This is a genomic window from Paenibacillus sp. CCS19 (genome assembly GCF_033239625.1).
In the GTDB taxonomy this organism is placed as follows: domain Bacteria; phylum Bacillota; class Bacilli; order Paenibacillales; family Paenibacillaceae; genus Paenibacillus_T.
In genome coordinates this window covers 1-23197 of the sequence record NZ_BTCK01000007.1, presented here as the reverse complement: position 1 = coordinate 23197, position 23197 = coordinate 1, and the positions used below count along the sequence as shown (strand labels likewise).

Sequence of the window (23197 nt, the reverse complement as noted above, 5' to 3'; positions counted from 1 at the left end):
ACCCTTTCATCTTTCCTTGCAGAACTGGTACACAATTCAAGACGGACCGCTGCAAATCCTCCCTGTCTGGCCAAGCGCAACAAAAAAGCCTAACCCTTGTTGATGAGGGTTAGGCTTCTGACTCCTATATCCTTAGGATTGAAGCAGCTGCTTCCGATCGGTCGTAAGAGGCGGCTGTTCGAGCCATTCATGCTCCACCATGATATCGAAGGTATCTTTGCCGTACGCCAGCACCTCAGCAATGATCTTCGCGAAGTGTGCGGCGAGATCGGCCCGCATCGATACAGACAGTGCATGCGAGATCAATAGAACATCAATAGAGTTCAGAATGTTCATCATCGACATGATAAACTTATCCGAGAATGGCGAGACCGTAGAATCCGTTACTTCCATGCTGACGGTTACCGTGCCGAGCAAATCCTCCTGCATAAGCAAATCGTTGAAAAGCTCGATTTGTTTTTCGCTAATTTTTTTGCCTTCTTTGATAAGATCCTTCATCTTCTTATCTTTCATCACTTGCGCGAACCCTAGCGTGATAATAACCGAGAAATAGTTGCGCTCGATATTGAAAAATATTTCGGATAACTCGATCGCATTGAGAGGCCGCTTCTTGCCGAACATCCCGTCTAAGAATGACTCCTTTTGAACGTACTCGATTTTACTTGGGTAGTTCATTTTGGGCGGACGGTCATAAATGCCTTTCTCCAGCATCATTCGAACCGCTTTACCGAACATCTCGGTAGACGTATGGATGCATTCCTTGAAGAAATCCAATACGTCGAGCCGAACGTTATTGGATGCCACAAAAGAGAAATTAATCATAGCCAACCGATTCATCATATAAATGAAGCTCAGCGTAAACGTATCATGAAAAAGTTGAGGAGCGGCCAGATTCACATCGCCTTCCGAGAAGCCAGCGGGGATCGGGAAATTCTCTGCAAGAAAGAATTGCTTGATTCGATCCATTCGGGATTGCGAAGCTTGCAGCGCCTCTTCAGCGAGCGGAATGATCTGTCCGTCTTGAAGATGATGTCGCAAGTAAGTCAGAAAACATACCGCCATGCTCTCCTGGAGATAGATGCCCCAAAGACCCCCGATTTCCGTACAGGTGAATTCGATATTGGTTGGTTTAACTTCAGGTTTTTGAAAAGTCATGTACTTCCTCCACTAAACTTTGCATTTTGACAAAACTTAGTGTCTTAATTTGCTTAGCCTTTTATTCACAATCGGTTCTCGGAAGCGCTTGTCTGTTTGTTCGTATCTTCGATCCATGTCATCATTTCATCGCTGCTCATCGGTTTACCGTAGAAGTACCCTTGCATGACATAACAGCCCAATTGTGTCAGGAATTCAATATGCTCTTCGTTCTCCACACCTTCGGCTATGACATCCAGATGAAGACGTTCTGCCATTAATATGATCGCATGAATAATTGCGCGTTTGCCTGGCGTATCCAGATCATTCGTAAATAAGCGATCCAACTTGAGTGCATCGATCGGCATCCGGTCCAAGAGCCCGATGGAAGAGTAGCCTGTTCCAAAATCGTCCATCGACACTCGCACGCCCAGTTCGCGAATCGTCTCGAGTTGACGAATAATATCGTTAACGTCATAGAAGACCATCGATTCCGTAATCTCAAGCTCAAGAAAGTGCGGCTCTAATTTCGCTGCTTCCAATACGTTCTGGATCCACTCCAATAGGATGTCGGGTTGGAACAGCCGAACAGACAAATTGACCGAAACCGGCTGGCCGATTCCCCGAGCATTCCAAGCTTTGCATTGGCGGCATGCTTGTTCCAATGTCCATCTGGTCATCGGTATAATAAGTCCCGTCTCTTCTGCGATCGGAATAAATTCTCCCGGCGAGACGACGCCTAACCTTGGATGCTGCCAGCGAAGCAGCGCCTCGAACCCGAACAATTGGTTCGTCTTCACATTCCACTTCGGCTGATACACGATAAAGAACTCGTTATGCTCAAGCGCTCTTTGCAAATCCTTCTCCAGCTCCATCTTGCGGATTTCTTGGACGCCCATTTCATCGGTGTATACGCAATACTGGTTCTTGCCGAGCCCTTTGGCTTTATACATGGCCGTATCCGCCGTCTTCAGCAGAAACAAGTGGTCGGATTCCTCGATCGAACCGATGCTGATCCCTATGCTTCCCGTAATATACAGCTCGTTCCCTTCGATTCGATAAACCTTCTTAATGCTCTGAAGGATTTGGTTCGCAAGCTGTTCCGCCCGTTCCTGGTCGCACCGCTCCACAATGAATAGAAACTCGTCGCCGCCAATCCGGTATGCCTGTTGATCGCCGTGGATAAACTGGCGCAGCCGCAAGCCCACTTCATGTACAAGCAGGTCGCCGATGTTGTGCCCCAGCGTGTCATTGATCGCTTTGAATCGGTCCAAGTCAAGAAACAAAACGCCGATTCTGCTGTCGCTGCCTAGATGCGTGTCGAAAAATCGGTTCATATCGTTGCGGTTGGGCAAGCCTGTTATCGAGTCCTCATAGGCCATCTTCGCCAATACATGCCGATCGAACAGCATAGCCCCCCACGATACCATTAAGATGACGAATATGGCGATCGTCACGCCGTACAGCAAGAAGAAGTCTACGGAAGCGGAAGCGGTATGATCCATCCCCATACCATTCTCGAAAGTGAACCGAGCTGCTTTCATCCCCGTATAATGCATCCCGCAAATCGCGAATCCCATAATAATAGAGGACAGCCATTTCAACCAACTCGAAGACGTCTGATTCCGAAAACGCAGGAATAACAATAATGCCGCATATGAAGCAACCAGTGCGATAACGGCCGACAAGCCCCACAGCGAATTGTCATACGTTAATCGGGCGTCCATCATCATAGCTTCCATGCCTATATAGTGCATCGCCACGATTCCGCTGCCCATAATAAAGCCGCCTATCGCGATTTTCAACCAATTGATGTTCTTCGGCATCGTGATATAGAACGCAATAAAAGAAGAAATGATGCTAGCCAACATGGATAAAATCGTCAGCAGCGCGTCATACTTCACGCCAGCGTGCAGATGAAACGCCAGCATGCCGACAAAATGCATCGACCAAACGCCGGTTCCCATTACGAACGCGCCGGATAACAGCCAGAAGAATCGCGTTTTACCTTTCGAATGCGAAATCTTCGCGGCGATGCTCAAAGCGGAAAAAGAGGCAAATATCGCAATCAATACCGAGAGCGCAACGATATAGTAGTTATAGCTTCCTTCCATGTTCATACCATCCATCCTTTGTTCAACAGCTAGCAGCTATTTGAATAGACTATTTCTCATTCTAGTGGCGCAGTAATTTCCCCTTATTATTACATACGAACACTACAATTTCTCGACAAATTTCATCAAATAAAGGTAAAAATAAAAGGCACGAGCCGGTACAGTACCGAACTCATGCCCTTAGGCTCCGCCTAACCTCTATCTCAACCCGGGAACAACGTCTCCGTATTGAGCGTGAACCCTTCGATTACCGTATCCTCGTCAACCTCGATCATGATGCAGCGTTTGCCCTGATAATTGACTTGTCTGATATACTTCAAGTCCTGCGGGCTGATCGAAATCGTAGCGACCTTCGTATCGATCTTGATCGATTTCGTCGTGTACTTCGGAATGACGCTGCTCGCCTTGAGCTCAAAGTTGCGGTCATCGACGACCGTCTCGAAAGCCCGCTCCACCTTCTCGCGCGTCACGTTCTCGATGCCGCTGCCCGTCAGCATGCGTTCCACATCGACAAAGTCCAGCTTCGCGGGTTCTTCGCCCTCGTTCTCCTCGATCACACGATTAATCTCCTGGTACACCGCAGCGATCGCTGAAGCATCCAGCTGCTCGCCGGCGACTTCCTTCACGATATCCTCGAAGATCGCTCGCTCTTCAACCGCCGTTATGGACTTCTCTGCCGTCAGCACCTGCTCAACGAAATGCAAATTCGGTTCATGCGCTCTCCCCGAGCAATACAGCACACGGTTCACGTCCGAATAGTTGTCCGTCACGCTTGGATAGAAGAAGCCCTGCTCCGGCGTGTTCAGCTTAATAATGGGATCGACGAACACACTATAGTTGTATACGCGCTCTACATAGTCGAACATGAGAAGCTTACGCTGATGGTCTGTGGAATTCACGCTGCACAGAATGAACGGATGCGAGAACATTTCGTCCTTCGAGCTCTCTTCGGACTCCTCGCTCCGTACCCGCGTAGGCCGCGCATATTGCCCACGTACGAAGGTTACGACCATATCCTTCTCGTATTTCGTATCCTTCAGCATTTTCTCGACGAGCAGGATCATCAGATCATGCCATTCGTCCGGATCGCCTGTGATCAGCGCCTGATGGAGAAGCTCCTTCGATGGCTCCTCCGCATTGTCTTGGAACTTCAGTTCGAACATTTTCTGATCCAATTCGCCGGTCAGCAGCTTCTTGAAGTTGCCCATGTACAGCTCCTGCTTCTCCCGATCCAACAGGGCGAACGGCTGGCGCTCGTAATGGTAAATCTCACTGCTGTCCTTCATGATGTACACGTTCAATATCTCGAATAACTTCAACATCTCATGGTCCAGCTTCAGCTGCTTGCGAATATGTGCTAATTCCTTCTTGTTCATAGTCGGTCGGACAACTCCCTGTATGTATGATGAATGGTGAAATGACTTCTAACTACAAAAGACATCTAATGAATGACGTCTGAAGTTTCATTGTACATGAATTCCACTTGAAAAAGAAAAAACCTTCTCGTAAAGGAAGAGGGAGAATATCGGAAGTTTCCTATCGTTTAAATGGAATAGAACCATACAACATACTGAGAAAAGAAAAAAGATGATGCCCATTGAGCCATCATCTCTTTTCACAAGTTTACTGTTCTTAATTATTCTGCTGCTTTCATCTCAGCGCGTTTAGCGTCGAGTTGTTTGTTGATGTCATCGACGTCTTTATCGGACAGCGGATAGAGCTGCATGACAATCATCGAGACGACGGCAAGGGCCGCAGGTATCCAGATCGCAGTCATATTAATGCCTGAAAGCGCGGCAGCTGTTTGCTGCTTCGCATCGCCATCGAATCCATAAGCGGCGAGGAACCACAACGGAACGGCACCGCCGATCGTGAAGCCAACCTTGAAGAACAGACCCATAATCGCGTTGATAATCGCAGCGTTACGTTTTCCGGACTTCAGTTCGCCATAGGAAACGACTTCAGGCACAAGCGCCCACATGAAACCGGTCGCCGAAGTCAATCCCCATTGCTTGATGAACGTTGAAACATAAGCCAACCACAGTTGATCGTGCATACCATCAAGACTCCATACCCAAGTCAAGATTTCACCGACGACAAACATGCCGAGGAAGAAATGGAAGAAGCCTTTTTTACCGAAGGTTTTCTTAAGTTTCGGCCAGAATACGGTAAAAGCGATTCCCGGTATAGAAGCGATCAACCCTACGGCACCCATCCAGTCCGAGTGATCGACGGTGTATTCGGTAAAGAAGCCATTAACCGTATTCATGAAGAACATAAACGTAAATGCCAACATGAAGAAAATGCCCAAGATGACCAATGGCTTATTATTTTTAAATTCAACGAAGAAGTCATTGACTTTAACATGCGACGATTGTTCGGCGTTGGCGACAACACGCTCTTTGGTGAGCTTGTAGCACAGGAACAGCGCAATAGCGCCAACTACCATATATACGGCGTAAACGCCAAACCAGGAATTACCTGCGGAAGGGTCCGTGTAAGTCCCCATATTTAGTTTTAATCCAAACAAACCCGTATCTTTGAGTTCCCGGTCCTTCGGCGCAACCAGCTGAACAAACATCGGAAACATCGTATAGACGAGAAGATTGGCAACGTTCGCAAGCATCATGCGAGTCGTCGTGATTTGATCAACGCTATCAGGATCACGGGTCAATGAAGCGTTCAGTGATCCGTAAGGAATATTAACGACGGAATAAACCAAATCAAGCAATAAATAAGTGATGAAAATAAAAGTCACAGAGCCTTGGAGGGCAGGAATAGGCGCAAACAGCAGTGCAGCCAAGATAACCATCGGAATACCCGCGCGCAGCAGCCAAGGACGATATTTGCCTGCTCTAGATGAGCGCTTATCGACAAAAGTCCCGACCATCGGATCCCAGATCACATTAACGATGCGGACAAAGAGGAAGATGAACCCCGCGATTGCCGTGCCAATTGCATTCACAGTCGTCAAATAGAGGGCAAGAAAGCCGCCGACTGTGCCGAAAACAAGATTCTGAGCAAAGTCACCAAAACCGTAGCCAAGACGTTCGCTAAGTTTGAGCTTATGATACTCATTTTGCTTAACATGGTGTGTGTTTTCAATCATTATGCGTACTCCTTCTAAGATGTCTAAATTTTGCAGAAAACAAAATAAAGCCCTTACATTTTACAAATTCATTGTTCATATTCTGTGGCGACTAAATTTTTTTCTCCTCCAAAGCTTTTTTTTCAAAACCCATAAATTGCATTACTTTCTTTGTTGATTAAACAAACTAAGTTATGAATATAACATACTTGTTTTTAATACTCAACTACATAAAACAACCAAACAAGCTTACTGATATACCCATCTCGAGAAGAATCCCGTCACTAGTCTTCTCTTTTTTCAATCCCCCATACTTTACGAACTCCGTTATTTCCCTTGAGAAGCTGCCGTCACTTCACATAAAGAAGGCGCATCTCATTCGAGACGCGCCTTCTTATTTCCAGAGGATATCTCCTCTTTCCCAATTTACTGTTCCTCTACCCATCATGCTGCTTGCTTTCAAAGTCGTCGAGCAATGCACGCGCTTCGCTAGTCGACTTGGTATTCATTAAGTTATTTCTTAACTCGCTAGCTCCTTTAAATCCACGTACATATACTTTGAAGAAACGAGGAATCGGCTTGTACGGACGCGGTTCCAATGCCGAATAGTGATCGTGGAGATCCAGATGCAGCCGTAAGAGGCCAAGCAGCTCCTCGCTGCTATGATCCCTCGGCTCCTTCTCAAAGGCGTATGGATTATGAAAAATGCCGCGTCCGATCATAATGCCATCCACGCCGTATTGCTCTGCTAGTTTCAGGCCGACTTGACGGTCAGTGATATCTCCGTTAATGGTCAACAGCGTATCCGGCGCCACCTCATCACGAAGCTTCTTGATCTCCGGGATCAGTTCCCAATGCGCGTCTACTTTACTCATTTCCTCTCTTGTCCGCAGATGAATGGATAGATTAACAATATCTTGTTTCAAGATGTGCGTCAGCCAATCACGCCATTCGTCTACGGCAGTGAAACCGAGCCTTGTCTTGACACTTACGGGCAGTCCTCCGGCTTTGGCGGCTTGAATGATATCTGCTGCAACTCCGGGACGACAGATCAGGCCGCTGCCTTTGCCATTCTCCGCTACATTCGATACAGGACAGCCCATATTGATATCGATCCCTTTAAATCCTTGTTCCGCCATGCCGATGCTCATCTGACGGAAGTATTCCGGCTTATCTCCCCATATGTGTGCGACGATGGGCTGCTCATCCTCCGTAAAAGTCAAACGCCCGCGCACGCTTTTGTTCCCCTCCGGGTGACAGTAGCTCTCTGTGTTCGCAAACTCTGTAAAGAAAACATCCGGTCTTGCCGCTTCGCTCACGACATGGCGGAATACAACATCCGTCACATCTTCCATAGGCGCCAGTACAAAAAAAGGCCGCGGCAAATCACGCCAAAAATTATTCGTCATATCTTAAAACCTCTCTATGGATATCAATACAACTCATGATCCCTTAATGATAAAAGCAATCGTGTTCCTGGTTCTGCTTCTTCTACACTTATAGCATGTTTGAGCACCTTTTCACAAACGAATATAACTGGCGAAATCGATATTCTCCTCCGCCCGGAAATTCTAGAAGGAATTGACAGGACAATTCAAATCGATTATTTTAAGAATGAACTGTTCATTCTCAAACAGTGGAGCGAACGTTAATCAAGATAATGGAGGAGTGAGTGACTTAATGAACACGAAACGAGCCATTATTATCGGCGGAGGTGTCGCTGGACTGCTGGCAGCGAAGGTGCTGTCGGCAGTCTATGAAGAGGTTGTGATCGTGGACCGAGATGCCTTTCCACAGCAACCCGAGAACCGTCCCGGCACGCCTCAAGCCTTTCAGCCTCACCGTTTCACGCCTCGCAGCCGATTGATTCTAACCCGTTTATTCCCTGCCCTTATCGATGATCTAATTAGCAATGGAGCCCATCCCGCTCGAGGGAAAACCGTGCATCTTCTCAACCCCTACGGTTGTATGACCGCAGTCGAGCACAATCACGATGCTGCATTCAGCAGGGCGCTGTTCGAATGGGTCATACGAAGCTATATTAGGGGGATTGCCAATGTTCGCTTACTCGGCATGAACGAAGTAACCCACCTTCATACATCCGAAGATCGCACTCGGATCACCGGCGTCGCAATCAGGGAGCGTGCTTCGGGCGATCGTGAACGGCTCACGATGACGGCAGATCTGATCGTCGACACTAGCGGACGACTCTCCAAAACCGTTCAATGGCTCACCGAGCTCGGGTACGAGGTACCGCAGCCTGATCGATTAAAGATAGACCTGGGCTACAGCACTCGTCGATACCGCATCCCTGCCGAACGCAAGAATGAGCTGAATACGATTCGCATGGAGGGCGATCCCTTTGCTGCAACACATGCAGGAGCCTTCTCAGTCATTGAAAACGATATTGCAGAAATGGTACTCTGGAATTTAAATGGTCGGTACCCCTCGACAGAACCGGCATTATTCGAACAAGAAGTTCGCCAATTAGGGAACCCGTTATTGAACGACGCATTGATGGGACTGGAACCGATCGGGCAACCTCGCGGGTTCAGGGTAATGGAGCTGTCCAGGCAGCATTTTGAACAAATGCAGCATTGGCCGTCGGGACTGCTGGTCATGGGAGACGCGTTCTGTCAGCTTGATCCTGTCTACGGCCAAGGAATGACGCTCGCGGCGATTGAAGCCGAGATCCTTGAAGCGTGTATTCGGGAACAGTTGAACCAGCCTAACCCCCGCTTCGAGCTTGATGTCCTTCGGCGGATGCAGCATTCCATTGAGCCGGCCTGGTGGTTGAATGTCGTGTCAGACATGCGGTGGGAAGGCGTGGAATATGTCGGAGCGCAGCCGATTCAAGGCTTGACGTTCGCGCAGAATTACTTTGATCATCTTGTTCAATGGTCTACGGAAAACGCCAATTACGATGTACTCGGATTATATTGGCTCATCCACTCCCTGTTCTTATCCCCGCAGCAATTGTTGAATGCGGATATGGTCGCAGCCTTGGCGGCTGCAGGCGGCTCCGGCGGTGCAAAGCGATGGCTGGACCGCTGGATGGAGGAGTCGGATCAGCCGCTGGTTGAGCGATTGTCCCACACGATCCCTTCATTCCAGGGAGCCTCCTTCGCTGCCTTGGATCAACTTATGACTTCAACATAATTCGTTCTCGCAAGTTTCTAAAGCTGAAAGGAGTGCCTGACTGTTGTCGCCCTTGTCCGAAGAACAATTGATTAAACGGAGAGAAGCTCAGAGGCAGCGAATCGTAGAAGCAGCCCTGAAAGTATTTGCCGTACGCGGCTTGCATGGAGCCAAGATGAGCATGATCGCCGACGAAGCTGAACTAAGCGCTGGCCAGCTCTACCGCTTTTTCGAATCGAAGGAAGAACTGTTCATGACTCTTATTCGGCAGGTTGCCGAGGAGACTACCCAGGCAATGGAGAGGATCTACGATCTTCCCGGTTCTCCTTTTGACAAGCTTCGCGCCTTTACCGCAAGCACGTTGAAGGAGGAAAGCGCGCAGTATCCATTCAAGCTGATTCAGCACATCAATACTGCCGATGATGCGCCGGATGAAGCGGTGCAGCTGATCCAACAATTTTCTGCGAAGCGCTATATTGAGCAGCTGCTTCCTCTGTTCGAGGAGGGGCAGCGGATTGGGGATTTCGCGCAAGGCGACACCCGCCAGCTCATATCGTCCTTCCTTACCTTGTTATCCGCATTAATTACGTTCAACATGCCCATGGATGACGGTCATCAAATGCCGGATGCGGACATTCTCATGCGCATTGTTGCGGGTCCGCGCATCCAGGGTCGCTAAGGTCATTTAGCGTTGAACAGCTGGAAAGGGATGATCGGAATTGCGTACGATTCTGGCATGCACGGACTTAACGAAGCGTTATGGCAAACACGATGCCGTCCGAAATCTTGAGATGAAGCTGAACGATAACACTATTTATGGACTCCTCGGCCGGAACGGTGCGGGGAAGACCACTTTACTCAACATGATAACCGGCAGCCTATTCCCCAGTTACGGTCAGATTGAAGTCGCCGGCTCTCGGCTTAAGAGAGGTGATACGCCGAAGGATGTTTGTTATATCCGAGAGAAGAACCTGTTCTTCGGCAGCGCCAAGGTCATCGAGATCCTGCAGTTTGCATCTGTATTCCACAGGAACTGGGATTGGCGCTTCGCCCATGAGCTGCTTAGAATGTTCAACCTGAATCCGAATAAAAAAATCCGCCAGCTCTCCAGAGGAATGGAATCCTTGGTCGGGAATATCATCGGCCTGGCGAGCCGTGCGAAGCTCACGATTTATGATGAACCCGTGCTTGGTCTAGATGTACTGATGCGGGAAAGGTTTTACCGGATTCTGGTTGAGGATTATGCGGCGCATCCTCGTACGATTGTGTGCTCGACTCATCTGATTGACGAAATAGCGACGGTCATTGAACAGGTCTATATCATGGACGCCGGTTCCATTCTGATGCACGATGAGGTAGACAACATCCGAAACCAGTCTCATCTGTTGAGCGGCGATCATGAATCGGTTAAGAGCTTCTCTTATGGCAGGAAAGTGATCTATCGAGAGGCTTACGGCAACAACGATCTGGCCGCAGTATATGGAACGCTCGGAGATACGGATCGCCAGCTGGCGCATCATCTCGGCATTACCATCGAAAGCCTGCCGCTCCAGAAATTTTTCTCCTATTTGATCGAAGGGGGGCAGCGGAATGAATAAAACGACTGTACTGTTGAGGGCATCCTTGCTGCAACTCCGGCTCTATCTGTGGATTATTCTAGGCGTTATCGCCGTCAGTGTTATTACGGACCTCATCATAAGCCTCGCAATGGGACCGGGGAACAATTCTTCGGTGTCGGCCTCCAATTTGTTCAACGTGCTTCTGATCTTCGTGGGCAGCGTTCTTCCCGCAAGCTTCTTCAAGCGGGTCATTAATATTGGCGCAACCCGTAAAGAGTACTATGTCGGTGTCTTGCTGGTCTATGCGATATCGGCAGCCTTCCTCGCATTGCTCAACATCGCATGGTTGCAGCTGGAGATGAACGTCATTCGCAACTATGAGCATACGTTCAACATTCTCGTCATTTTTCACTGGGATCAATTCGGCATCGTCGGCATGTTCGGGTACCAATTCGGCGCATACCTATTACTATTGGCGCTTTTGAACTTGTTATTTTCCGGACTTCGCCATGCCGCGGGATGGGCGATCTGGGCGGTCTTCGTTGCGACGATCCCCCTCTTCACCGCAATCGCTTCGCTTCGGAGCAAGCTCGCCGATGGGCTGCAGGCACTTCTCTTCAATCCTTCCCTTCTCCAAGGATTCGGATTGACATTCGGAGTGGCCTGCCTGCTGTTCGCCGGCGGTTGGTGGTTTACAGCGAGACGCTCCTACATGTAAACCGATAAGACACCCGTACTCTACTCTATTATTGGAATTATAAAAAACAAGAAACCTGCACGGGGACTGACCCCATAACGTAAGACAAATCAAAACACCTTCAAGAGAAAGATTCCATGTCGTAAGATATGGAGGACAACTTTGGAGGTGTTTTTGCGTTGGTAACAAGAGTGAGCTATCCGTTAGAAGTTAAAATGAAGGCTATAGAATTGAGACTGGCTGGTGTTACGAATCGTGAGATCATGGAGCAGCTTAACATTCGAAATAAGTCACAAGTAGAGACGTGGTTACGTTGGTATCATGCAGGTGAACTACACCGTCTAGAGCAGCCTGTCGGCAAACAGTACAGCTATGGAAAAGGTCCGGAATACGAATCAGAGACGGAGAAACTACGTGCGGAGAATCGGTTTTTAAAGCAGCAGGTCGAAGTGCTAAAAAAGTTCAAGGAGTTGGAAAGGAGCTGTCGCCAGAAGTCGTAATACCATGGATGGAAAGCATCAAAACCATAGTCACTGTACAGCAAGCCTGCGACTGGATCGGGCTACCCCGTTCCACATACTATCGCTGGAAGAAACAAGGCCTAACAACAAAATCAGACGAGCTTGTTTCACGCATTCGAGAAATGTGCCAGAGACACCGCTTCCGTTATGGCTACCGGAAGATCACTGCTCAGTTACGGCGTCAAGAGAAGGTCAATCACAAACGTGTACAACGTATTATGCAACAGAATGGATGGCAGTGTCGCGTCAAGGTGAAGAAGCGCAAACAAACAGGACAACCAGCATATGTGGCAGAGCACTTACTACAGCGGAAATTCGCAGCTGAACGTCCATTGCAGAAACTGGTCACCGACATTACTTATCTGCCCTATGGCAACAGCATGATGTATCTGTCGAGCATTCTGGATTTATACAACGGCGAGGTTGTAGCCTACAGTATTGGAGATAAGCAGGATGTACATTTTGTATTGGATACACTGCAGCAGCTCCCAGACGCGGGAGGAGCAATGCTCCACAGCGACCAGGGTTCCGTGTACACATCGTATGCATACCAACATGCTGTAAAGGAAAAGGGCATTACCATGAGCATGTCCCGTAAAGGAACGCCCGCTGATAATGCCCTGATCGAATCGTTTCATTCCACACTAAAGTCTGAAACGTTCTACCTTGAGAATCTCACTTGCACAACGACGGCAATCGTTGTACAAACGGTACAAGAGTACATTCAATACTATAACGCAATTCGTATTCAAGCGAAACTAAACAACCAGTCACCGATTGAATATCGGCAACTGGCTGCTTAATTTAATAAGGTGTTTTGATCCCTGTCTCATAAACGGGGGTCAGTCCCACGAGTGTGCAGGTTTCTTGTTTGCTGGAGACCATTTACGAATGGTTCGCTCCCCTTTTCTCGCCCACCAAGGAGTTCAACCGCTCCAATAGATCGCCGCCGCCCGTCAAAGAGATGGAACCGATTTTCTCGCAAATTTTCTCGAGGAATTCCAGCTCCTTCAGTCGGAACAACGTCTCATTCTCGTCCATCAGCTTGGCGGTATTCAGCAGGCTTCGGGTCGAAGCCGTTTCCTCCCGACGCGTGATTAGATTGGCCTGCGCCTTCTTCTCCGCAAGCAGGACCGTGTTCAGGATCTCTTTCATGTCCCCTGGCAATACGACATCCTTAACACCCGCACTCAGGAATTGCACGCCGAACGCTTCTTCTTGTTCACGCAGACGAGACAGTACGAACGAAGCCGCATCCTGTTTCCGTTTCAAGAGATCGTCCAGCTTGAGCGTTCCAACGTATTCCCGAAGCAGCAGCTGGAGCTGGATATGGATCTGCTCGTCGAAGGACTTCAGTTCCAATGCACGCAATGGCTTTACGATCTTGTATTGGCATACGAAGTTTATTCGCAGCGTTACTTTGTCCTCTGTCATCATCTCTTGGCCGATGAGATCCATCTGTTGTTGTCTGAGATCTATAGTCCTCACCATAACCGACACCGGGCTTCTCCAGAAATAATACTTGCCGGGAGCAAGCTCGCGCTGCAAGACATGATCGTAGAACAAGAATCCGGATTCATAGCTCGCAATTTCAAATGACTGTACATAAGCTGACAGCTTCGTTACAACGGAACGATCAACCTCGGCAGGCAATTCAGGCTGTCTGGTGTCCATATGCAAGAAGGTATGTTTCTTGAACATGTTCCAGAAGGCATATGTACCAGGCTTCAGCAGCTGCCGGAACTGTCCATCCTCGTAATGCAGAACGAACTCATGGTCCTGCACGCGTACCACATTGAGCTCTCGCACGAGGTCATCATCATGCAGGAACAGCTGCAAATCTTTGCCCTCGACAACGAACGGTTTCGCAATATTCAACACCACAACGGTGGATTGAGACCATGACGACAAGCGATAAGTGCCTGGCATCAGCTTCTTCATATAACTTCCTTTATCGAAAAGCAAACCGCGCTCGTCAGCTTGAATCGTTATTTTCTTAAACATCTTTATTAACCCCCTTAGTGGTTCGACCAATGGATTAGAATCCCGCTGCAGCTCTGACGGAATCACGTTTGAGCTAGGCGATCGACCGGTCATTCGGCATGGACTTTCGAATAAGAGGTCGCCCCGCCCTCAGGCTTCCTTCCAATTCTTCCATCCAAGCAAAATCTCGGAATATCGCGCTATCGGTATCCACGGATTACAAAGCCTTGCCGCAGTGCGCTCAACTAGCCGCTAGGGATTCTATCCTCTGGTCTTGACTAATAGTTTGTGCTCGATTGAAAGTCGAGTGTTCTACCAAGATCGCTCTTCAGGCGATTGGGGATTCGAACCCCAAATAAGTGGTGATACTTACCGACCGATCGTACAGGATACCGCTGCATAACATGCACGGCACTGCGGGACAATTCGATATCCACGCCTCGTTACGACCGTCTGCATAAGCACCAATGCAAGACTATCGGTCTTACAGGTTCTATAATTACACCTTTCAATCGGAACGAACATGGCGGAAGTATTACGACTGCGCACAAAAATGGGATTTTCACTAAATTTGCGTTTCCACAGATTCTATTTTTTGACAGGTTGAAAGCCTAGTAAATATACCACATCCTATAGTTGGGCGTTCGTCAAATTGACAACGTGCCCGAATACGATGCGGGTAAGCCCTGGGCCCACCGGATCGAACAATAAGGAGGATTATTATTGATGCTAAAACGATTTAGCAGCGTGCTCGCGTTTCTCTGTTGCTTGGTAATGGTGGCCTCGTTGCTGCCTGCCAGCTTTGCCGCCGCCGCCGACAACGGAGACCCCGGTTCTACAACTCTTGCAACCTTGCAGGCCGATGAAACGCCGACCGCCCTATTCGGAACGCCCGAACTCGGGTCAAACGACCCGCTGTGGGCCTTGACGATGGAACATCCTATCAACAAAAGCACGGTACCCGACGACCCAAGACCCCATGCCACGGGCACAGCCAGAATCCTGTGGGACCACGACTACCTGTATGCCCGCGTAGTTGTGAAGGACGGAAATCTCTATCAGGGAGCCGGCGGAGATCACACGTACGACAGCCTGGAGTTTTATGTCGGCAACGGATCCAGCGGCTCGAACCAATGGCGCGTCAGCTCGACAGGCGTGTTCTCAGGGCAGGCCGCTCCTGGCAGAGCTGCGTGGACCCAGATCACGGATACAGGATATATCGTGGAGATGAGAATACCCAAGAGAACCTTGACCTTAGAGGAAGGCAAGCTTACCTTCGAGGTTTATATCAATAACTCGACGGACAAGGGCGGCGACCGTTATGAAGTCGTTTCCTCCTTCGGAGCTCCGGACACGGGTTATTCCAGCGATGCTGCATTCAGAGACAGCCTGCAGCTCTCTGCAGCCAATGAAGCGGACAACAGATTCTCAATCACCGCCACGGCGGGATCGGGCGGTACGATAACGCCGAACCCACCCGGCGATGTTCTGAGACTAGCTAAGGGCTCAAGCAAACAATTTACGTTCACCCCCAATTACGGCAAAATCGTAGATACCGTAATGGTAGACGGCAATGCCGTGACTCTATCTGCTGATGGCACATATACCTTTACAAATATTGAGGCTGACCATACCATTCTCGTGACATTCAAGAACGATCCGGACGCGAAGCAGCTTCCTTTTATCGTATGGAATGACAACTTCGCCCGCGGCGAGTACACGACGGCTGTCATCATCGACTTAGGCGATGGGAAGGCGGCGTTAGGCTCCGCGCTTAACCCAGGCTTGTTCGCCGTCTCGGCTAGGAACACGACCCTCAGCGGCGACGCGGTGACCTTTGAAGGAACGCGCAAAATCACAAGGGTGTACGCCAATGACAAACCAAAGGTACGGGGCTATAAGGGCGCAGTAAGCAATTCCCCGGATTATCAGGAAGGACTGGCAAGCGGCCGTTACATCGTAGTGGAATTGGAGTTTTATACAGAGAGCGGCGGCAATACAACGCTGGACGGCACCAGTAACTCGACCAAGCAGGTTTACAACATCGTCCAGAACGACGAGATCTCACTAACAGATGGGAGTTCGCTTCGCAACGTGGTTTTTGAACAGGACAAAGTTGTGAATCCGATCCTTGACAAGTTTACAACTCCTACGGGCGATTCGGTCAATCGCGCGCTCTATCTTCACAAGGATGACAACGGTAATGTGGTGCAACGATTGCCGCTGTATGTCTATACCCACGGCATGTCGCGAGGCGGCACTAACTCTGAAACAGATCCCAAAGCGGCCATGAAATCCGCCAACGGCTCGGTTGCTCTAATGAAGAAAATGGAAGAAAACCCGCAGAAATACGCCAGCCATATCCTGAATATTTCGTATAATGGCACATCTACTCCCTCTACAGCCAATGTTAAAAAGGTTATAGACGAACTGGTTGCCAGCGGCGCAGTAGATCCTAACCGTATTTACGCGGCAGGCTTCTCATGGGGCGGCCAATATACGAACACCTTAGTTAACGCCTACCCCGGCTTCTTCGCGGCCGCCGCACCTATGTCTCCGGTAAGCGGATCACCGAACGCGAGCACCAACGACGCGCACGCCAAACTGGCCTACTGGATGTTTATCAATGCTAATAACACTGGCATATACCAGACTAACCTCGCTACCTATATAAGCACCAATATGCCGGCAATGACCAACGCGAGAGCTTCGCGTTTTGAGAGCAATGAGGCTCTTACATGGCCCTACAATCAATATGATCAGCCGGGTCAGAGACCGAATCCGGCCATCACACCTCCCCTGCCTGATTATGTAGCGCACGAGGTTGAAGCTGCGGTTCTTTACAACCAGATCACGATGGGAACTTGGAGCATAGCTCCTACTGCGCAGTCCTCTAACTTGCCAGCTTGGAACAATGACTACACAGACGTCTTCGATTGGATGTTCGCGCAGAGAAAAACGGACGGGCCAGCTGCTCCGAGCGACTTCAAGGCGACGGCGGGCGACGGTCAGGTCGCATTGAGTTGGAAGGCTCCGACTGACGACGGCGGCAGCGCGATATCGGGTTACAAGGTCTGGTACGGCAGCGTGACGCTAGTCACACTGGGTGCGGCGGAGACCCAATATACCTTCACTGGCCTGACCAACGACCAAGCCTACACCTTCAAGATCGTTGCGATCAATGCGAAGGGCGAAGGCGCGGAGAGCCGTGCAACGGCTACGCCGTCGAAGCCAACGACGACGCCTCCTGTTGTGCCCGGTCCTTCTGGCAGCACCAGCGGCAATACGGGCACCGAGACAAACACGGTATTGTCGAAGTCGAACTACACCGTGAATACGCCTAAGGATAAGCCCGCGGTCACGGACAACAACGGCAACATCACCCTACCCGGCGGCGGCGAAATTGCGACCAAAGGCGGGACGAAGATTAAGGTACCCGAAGGCACAACGATAGACGCAAGCGATAAGGTGACCATTCCGGCGGGCAAAAGCGCCGAAGTGACACTACCAGGCAGCAACATTACGGTGACCATTCCGGGCGGCTCGACGATAGCGGGCGACGGTACGATCACCGTGGGCGGAGATGCGCATGTGAATCTGCTGAACGGCAGCCAGGTGCATATCCACGACGGCTCGAAGATTCAGAGCGACGGTACAATTGTAGTAGGACCGGACGGCGCGAGTGTCGGCTTAGACAACGGCACGTCGCTGAACATCCAGGAGGGTACGGAGCTTGTGTTCGATGAAGACACTCCGCTGGGCTTCCTCGTGAAGTCGGGCAATCCTTACAAGGATGTCAACATGGACGACTGGCACTACAGCTACGTAAACTTCGCCTACACATACGGTCTTTTCAACGGTACGACATCCACGACGTTCTCACCTAGCACCTCAATGACGCGCGCGATGTTCGTGCAGGTACTGGCCAATCTTGAGAACGTAGACAGCTCCGACTACACGACTTCCCGCTTCAGCGACGTGGCGGACGGGCAGTGGTACATGGCGGCAGTCGAGTGGGCGGCCGACAGCGGCATAGTCAACGGTATAAACGCCGACCTGTTTGCACCCAATTCACCGATGACGCGCGAGCAGATGCTGGTAATCCTATACAACTACATGAAGTACAAGGGCTATGAGATACCTGAAAGCCAATCCAAGTCCTTCGCGGACGAGAGTGAGATCAGCCCATGGGCATTGGAGGCCGTTCAGGCGCTGCAGGGCATCGGCATTGTATCGGGTAAGCCGGGCAACCTCTACGACCCGACAGCCACCGCCACCCGCGCCGAAGTAGCCGCTATCTTTGTAAGGTTCGTCGAATATCTGGCTAAGTAAAAGCGCGTAGAACAATGGAGACCCTTCCGGCTGGACAATATCCAACCAGAAGGGTCTCCTTCTATTTTACAATGAAAATCTCTGGTCTGATGCTGCTAGACACACGACAGTTTATTAATGGCTTGCTCCCCGTTTCTCGCCCAGCAATGAGTTCAACCGCTCCAATAGATCACCGCCGCCCGTCAACGAGATGGAACCGATCTTCTCGCAAATTTTCTCGAGGAATTCCAACTCCTTCAGCCGGAACAACGTCTCATTCTCGTCCATCAGCTTGGCGGTGTTAAGCAAGCTTCGGGTCGAGGCCGTTTCCTCCCGACGAGTGATTAGATTGGCCTGCGCCTTCTTCTCTGCGAGAAGGACGGTGTTCAGGATATCTTTCATATCGCCTGGCAATATGACATCCTTAACTCCCGCACTCAGGAATTGAACGCCGAATGCTTCTTCTTGTTCACGCAACCGAGATAGTACGAACGAAGCGGCATCCTGTTTCCGTTTCAAGAGATCGTCCAGCTTGAGCGTTCCAACGTATTCCCGAAGCAACAGCTGGAGCTGGATATGGATCTGCTCGTCGAAGGACTTCAGCTCCAATGCTCGCAATGGGCTTACGATCTTATATTGGCATACGAAGTTTATGCGCAGCGTTACCTTGTCCTCTGTCATCATCTCTTGGCCGATGAGATCCATTTGTTGTTGTCTCAAATCAATGGTCCTCACCATAACCGACACCGGACTTCTCCAGAAATAATACTTGCCGGGAGACAGTTCACGCTGCAAGACATGATCGTAGAACAAGAACCCAGATTCATAGCTCGCAATTTCAAATGACTGCAAATAAGCTGCTAGCTTTGGAACAACAGAACGGTCTACCTCAGCAGGCAGTTCAGGCTGTCTGGTATCCGCATGCAAGAAGGTATGTTTCTTGAACATGTTCCAGAAGGCATATGTACCAGGCTTCAGCAGCTGCCGGAACTGTCCGTCCTCGTAGTGCAGAACGATCTCGTAATCCTGTACGCGTACAACATTGAGCTCACGTACAAGGTCATCATCATGCAGGAACAGCTGCAAATCTTTGCCCTCAACAACAAACGGTTTCGCAATATTCATCACGACAACTGTGGATTGAGACCATGAGGATAGGCGATAAGTCCCCGGCATCAGCTTCTTCACATAACTTCCTTTATCGAAAAGCAACCCGCGCTCGTCTGCTTGAATCGTTATTTTCTTGAACATCTTCATTAACCCCCTTAGTTGTTCGACCAATAAATTAGAATCCCGCTGCAGTTCTGGCGGAATCACGTTTGAGATAGGCGATCGATCAGGCATTTGCATGGACTTTCGTCGAATAAGAGCTTGCCCTGCCTTCAGGCTGCACTCTTACTCTTCCATCAAGCAAACTACCGGGTGCTACGCTATCGGTATCCACGGATTACAAAGCCTTGCTGCAGCGCGCTTAACTAGCCGCTAGGGATTCTATTCTATGGTCTTGACTATAAGTTTGTGCTCGATTGGAAGTCGAGTACTCTACCAGAACCGCTTTTCAGGCGATTGGGGAATTGAACCCCGAATAAGTGTGGGTTCCTACCGACCGATCGTACAGGATACCGCTGCATATGATGCACGGCACTGCGGGATAATTCGATATCCACGCCTCGTTACGACCGTCTGAATAAGAACCAATGTAAGATTGTCTGTCTTACAGGTTCTATAATCACTCATTTCAATCGGAACGAACATGGCGGAAGTATTACGACTGAGCACAAAAATGCCATTTCGACTAAATTTATCAGTGGGTGGAAGAAAGAAGTTTATGACAAAAAGAGAGCCATTTGTGCCCCCTTAGCTTGTTAGAAAAAAGAAGCAACTTCTGCCTGCCTCATACGTAAACTTAGCTTATGTAGAAGTTTAATATTAGAAGAGGGAAATTACATGGGAATATTTCGAGAGTTGTTAGCCTCACCAGTGGTTCGCAAGATTACGATCTGCCTCATCGTCCTGTTCACAGTCTATTGTCTTAAAGACATGCTCAACCTGATCCTGCTGCTATTCCTCGTTACTTTCGTTATGAACAGCTTGACCGGCTTCCTCACGAAGCGGATCAACCGCTTGTTCACGATTCACCCCAATGTTGTCACCAGCCTGCTGTACATCGTCATCATTGCGGCGTTGGTCATCGGCATTTCGAATTACGTACCCAAGATCATCAGCCAGGTCACCGACCTGATCAACAACATCATCAAGTTCCTGGACACCAATAAAGACGACAAAGTCGCCCAGCAACTGACGGAAGCGATCAACGATATCGATTACCAGCATTACGGCAAGGAAGCGCTCAATTATATCTCCAAGCTCGGCGAATGGCTGGAAATCATACTCGTCGTTATCCTGTTAAGCTTCTTCTTCCTGCTCCAGAAGGCGTCGATTATGAAGTTCACGCGAAAGTTCAAGACAAGCAAGATCAGCTGGCTCTACGAGGAGATGGAATACTTCGGCCGCAAGTTTATCTCTTCGTTCGGCAAGGTCATCGAGGTTCAACTGATCATCGCGATCGTCAACACCATTCTTACGATGATCGGCCTATGGATTCTCGGCTTCCCTTATCTGATCATCCTGACGATTCTCGTATTCCTGTTAAGCCTCATCCCGGTAGCCGGTGTCGCTATCTCGTTTATTCCAATCAGCCTAATCGCTTTTCAGACTGGTGGATGGATGCTTGTTCTCTGGGCGGTCGTTATGATCCTTGTCATCCATGCCGTCGAAGCGTATGTGCTCAATCCTCGGCTGATGTCGCACAAGACGAAGCTGCCGATGTTCTACACGTTCGTCATTCTTGTATTCTCCCAGCATTACTTCGGCATCTGGGGGTTAATTCTCGGCATTCCGATCTTCATGTTCCTGCTCGATATTCTTGACGTCAAGACCGAGGACGAGAAGTCATTAGCATAGGACAATACGACAAAGGGGCTGCTCCAGAGATTGCGACGACCAAGTCGCTTGCTCCGGGGTAGCCCCTTTCTTATTCATCCGTTGCGGTCACGATTACAACGGTCACAACCATAAATGATCGCGTTGACTAACGGAACGCGTTTACATCATGGACTTCCAGTTGAAAATCTCGACGCAGACTTATATCAGACACCGACCAGACCCGCGATCGGAATGGCAGCCGCGACATCATCTGGCGCGAATATCAACCTATTCGCAATGCCTTGGCCTCTCGGTTCCTTGTTCTTGTCCGTATCACTTCGGTCAGGTCATCGATAAATCGTCTGCGTCAGCATCGTCTCTGAATTACCGACGATGGCTAAAGAAAGGGAGGACGACAAGCGATAGGTGCCCGGCATCAATTTCTTAACATAACTTCCTTTATCGAAAAGCAACCCGCGCTCATCTGCTTGAATCGTTATTTTCTTGAACATCTTCATTAACCCCCTTAGTTGTTCGACCAACGGATTAGAATCCCGCTGTAATTCTAGCGGAATCGCGTTTGAGTTAGACGATCGATCAGGCATTTACATGGACTTTCGAATAAGAGGCGGCCCAACTTCAGCCTTCCTTCTTTCTCTTCCATCCAAGCAAAATACCGGAATATCTGCACTAACGGTATCCACGGATTACAAAGCCTTGCTGCAGTGCACTTAACTAGCCGCTAGGGATTCTATCCTATGGTCTTGACTATTAGTTCGTTCTCGATTGGAAGTCGAGTAACCTACCAGAACCGCTTTTTAGGCGATTGGGGATTTGAACCCCGAATAGTGGGTTGCTACCGACGATCGTACAGGATACCGCTGCATAGCATGCACGGCACTGCGGGATAATTTGATATCCTCGCCTCGTTACGACGGTCTGAATAAGAACCAATGTAAGGCTGTGCGTCTTACAGGTTCTATAATCACTCATTTCAACCTGAACGAACATGGTGGAAGTATTACGACTGAGCACAGAAATGGGATTTTACTAAATTTATTGATATGTAGACGAAAGAAGTTGACGATAAATAGAAAAAAGAGGCATATGCCCCTCTTCTGCTTGCCGATCAACCCGTAACAAAAGCCCGACCGCGTGGGGTCGGGCTTTTCATGGTTTAGGCGAGGGATTTGAACCCCTATCCTGAAACTTACTTACTAGAAATGCGAGTACCTTTCCAACTTTCGTCTCCAATCCGTCCCCAACTGCGGTATTCAATCACTCAAATCCCTTATAAATCAACAAAGCCACACTCTCCACATGCACCGTATGCAGGTAACCCCTAACCTTCTTGTCATCCACATTATCGCATATGATTCGGGGTCGAGCCCCAACTAGCCTAAGCATGGTTAAACAAGTAGGGGGACGAACAGAATAGCTCTCGGGATCCGAGTCCCACGGGCAGGAGGGTTCAATCCCCGGCTACCGCAATCTTACAAAAAGGAGGTCGACCAGAAAGATCTGGTGACCTCACCGAACGGGTAGGATAGTTTAATCCTTTGTAGAAAGATGTTGGAAATGCTAAATACACCGATAGGGCACTATCCACATAGCGTTATATTTAGCAGATAAAGCTACAACGTTTCTTCCTCTGTAACTACTTGTGGTTCTGGTTCTGGTTCTGGTTCTGGTTCTGGTTCTGGTTCTGGTTCTGGTTCTGGTTCTGG

At 49.3% G+C, this 23197-nt stretch carries 15 protein-coding genes; 7 read left to right on the top strand and 8 right to left on the bottom strand.

Annotation, left to right across the window (positions count from 1 at the left end):
* Nucleotides 1-132 precede the first annotated feature (132 nt).
* The 5 genes from SBI19_RS07665 to SBI19_RS07645 all read right to left on the bottom strand — a co-directional run bounded on the left by SBI19_RS07665 (nt 133) and on the right by SBI19_RS07645 (nt 7745).
* Nucleotides 133-1155 (bottom strand): DUF3231 family protein, encoded by a 1023-nt coding sequence (locus SBI19_RS07665; RefSeq protein WP_317966673.1) that lies wholly within the window; start codon nt 1153-1155, stop codon nt 133-135.
* A gap of 65 nt (nt 1156-1220) precedes the next feature.
* Nucleotides 1221-3248: a bifunctional diguanylate cyclase/phosphodiesterase gene (locus SBI19_RS07660; RefSeq protein ID WP_317966870.1), complete on the bottom strand. Its 2028-nt coding sequence runs from the start codon at nt 3246-3248 to the stop codon at nt 1221-1223.
* 203 nt (nt 3249-3451) lie between these two features.
* On the bottom strand, nt 3452-4624 hold the full coding sequence (locus SBI19_RS07655; RefSeq protein WP_317966671.1) for a DUF4317 domain-containing protein: 1173 nt from the start codon (nt 4622-4624) through the stop codon (nt 3452-3454).
* Nucleotides 4625-4884: 260 nt separating this feature from the next.
* Complete coding sequence (locus SBI19_RS07650; protein WP_317966669.1) at nt 4885-6357, bottom strand: MFS transporter; 1473 nt, start codon at nt 6355-6357, stop codon at nt 4885-4887.
* Nucleotides 6358-6773: 416 nt separating this feature from the next.
* Nucleotides 6774-7745 (bottom strand): tRNA dihydrouridine synthase, encoded by a 972-nt coding sequence (locus SBI19_RS07645; protein WP_317966667.1) that lies wholly within the window; start codon nt 7743-7745, stop codon nt 6774-6776.
* 271 nt (nt 7746-8016) lie between these two features.
* Here SBI19_RS07645 and SBI19_RS07640 point away from each other — a divergent pair, with 271 nt between their 5' ends.
* From SBI19_RS07640 to SBI19_RS07620, 5 genes are all read left to right on the top strand, one after another.
* Nucleotides 8017-9495, top strand: a complete 1479-nt coding sequence (locus SBI19_RS07640) for an NAD(P)/FAD-dependent oxidoreductase (protein WP_317966665.1) — start codon at nt 8017-8019, stop codon at nt 9493-9495.
* Between the two features lie 43 nt (nt 9496-9538).
* Nucleotides 9539-10153, top strand: coding sequence for a TetR/AcrR family transcriptional regulator (locus tag SBI19_RS07635; protein ID WP_317966663.1), 615 nt, complete (start codon nt 9539-9541; stop codon nt 10151-10153).
* 40 nt (nt 10154-10193) lie between these two features.
* Nucleotides 10194-11072 carry an ATP-binding cassette domain-containing protein gene (locus SBI19_RS07630; RefSeq protein WP_317966661.1) on the top strand — a complete coding sequence of 293 codons (879 nt, stop codon included), beginning with the start codon at nt 10194-10196 and terminating at the stop codon, nt 11070-11072.
* Complete coding sequence (locus SBI19_RS07625; RefSeq protein WP_317966659.1) at nt 11065-11751, top strand: hypothetical protein; 687 nt, start codon at nt 11065-11067, stop codon at nt 11749-11751. The genes SBI19_RS07630 and SBI19_RS07625 overlap by 8 nt, the downstream gene beginning before the upstream one ends.
* A 158-nt stretch (nt 11752-11909) precedes the next feature.
* A protein-coding gene (locus SBI19_RS07620) for an IS3 family transposase (protein WP_317966657.1) occupies nt 11910-13054 on the top strand; the annotation gives its coding sequence in 2 pieces (ribosomal slippage) (nt 11910-12183 and nt 12183-13054; 1146 coding nt in all).
* 82 nt (nt 13055-13136) lie between these two features.
* On the opposite strand, the gene SBI19_RS07615 is transcribed toward SBI19_RS07620, so the two are convergent.
* Nucleotides 13137-14255 (bottom strand): slipin family protein, encoded by a 1119-nt coding sequence (locus tag SBI19_RS07615; RefSeq protein WP_317966655.1) that lies wholly within the window; start codon nt 14253-14255, stop codon nt 13137-13139.
* Nucleotides 14256-15164: 909 nt separating this feature from the next.
* Here SBI19_RS07615 and SBI19_RS07610 point away from each other — a divergent pair.
* Nucleotides 15165-18566, top strand: a complete 3402-nt coding sequence (locus SBI19_RS07610; protein ID WP_317966653.1) for an S-layer homology domain-containing protein — start codon at nt 15165-15167, stop codon at nt 18564-18566.
* A 114-nt stretch (nt 18567-18680) separates the two neighbouring features.
* On the opposite strand, the gene SBI19_RS07605 is transcribed toward SBI19_RS07610, so the two are convergent.
* A complete protein-coding gene (locus SBI19_RS07605; RefSeq protein WP_317966651.1) occupies nt 18681-19796 on the bottom strand; it encodes a slipin family protein in 1116 nt (371 codons plus the stop codon).
* A gap of 696 nt (nt 19797-20492) precedes the next feature.
* On the opposite strand from SBI19_RS07605, the gene SBI19_RS07600 reads away from it, so the two are divergent.
* Nucleotides 20493-21509, top strand: a complete 1017-nt coding sequence (locus SBI19_RS07600; protein ID WP_317966649.1) for an AI-2E family transporter — start codon at nt 20493-20495, stop codon at nt 21507-21509.
* 308 nt (nt 21510-21817) lie between these two features.
* Here the strand turns inward: SBI19_RS07600 and SBI19_RS07595 are convergent, their stop codons facing one another.
* Entirely contained in the window at nt 21818-21982 is a 165-nt protein-coding gene (locus SBI19_RS07595) for a hypothetical protein (RefSeq protein ID WP_317966647.1), read from the bottom strand.
* Nucleotides 21983-23197: the final 1215 nt, after the last annotated feature.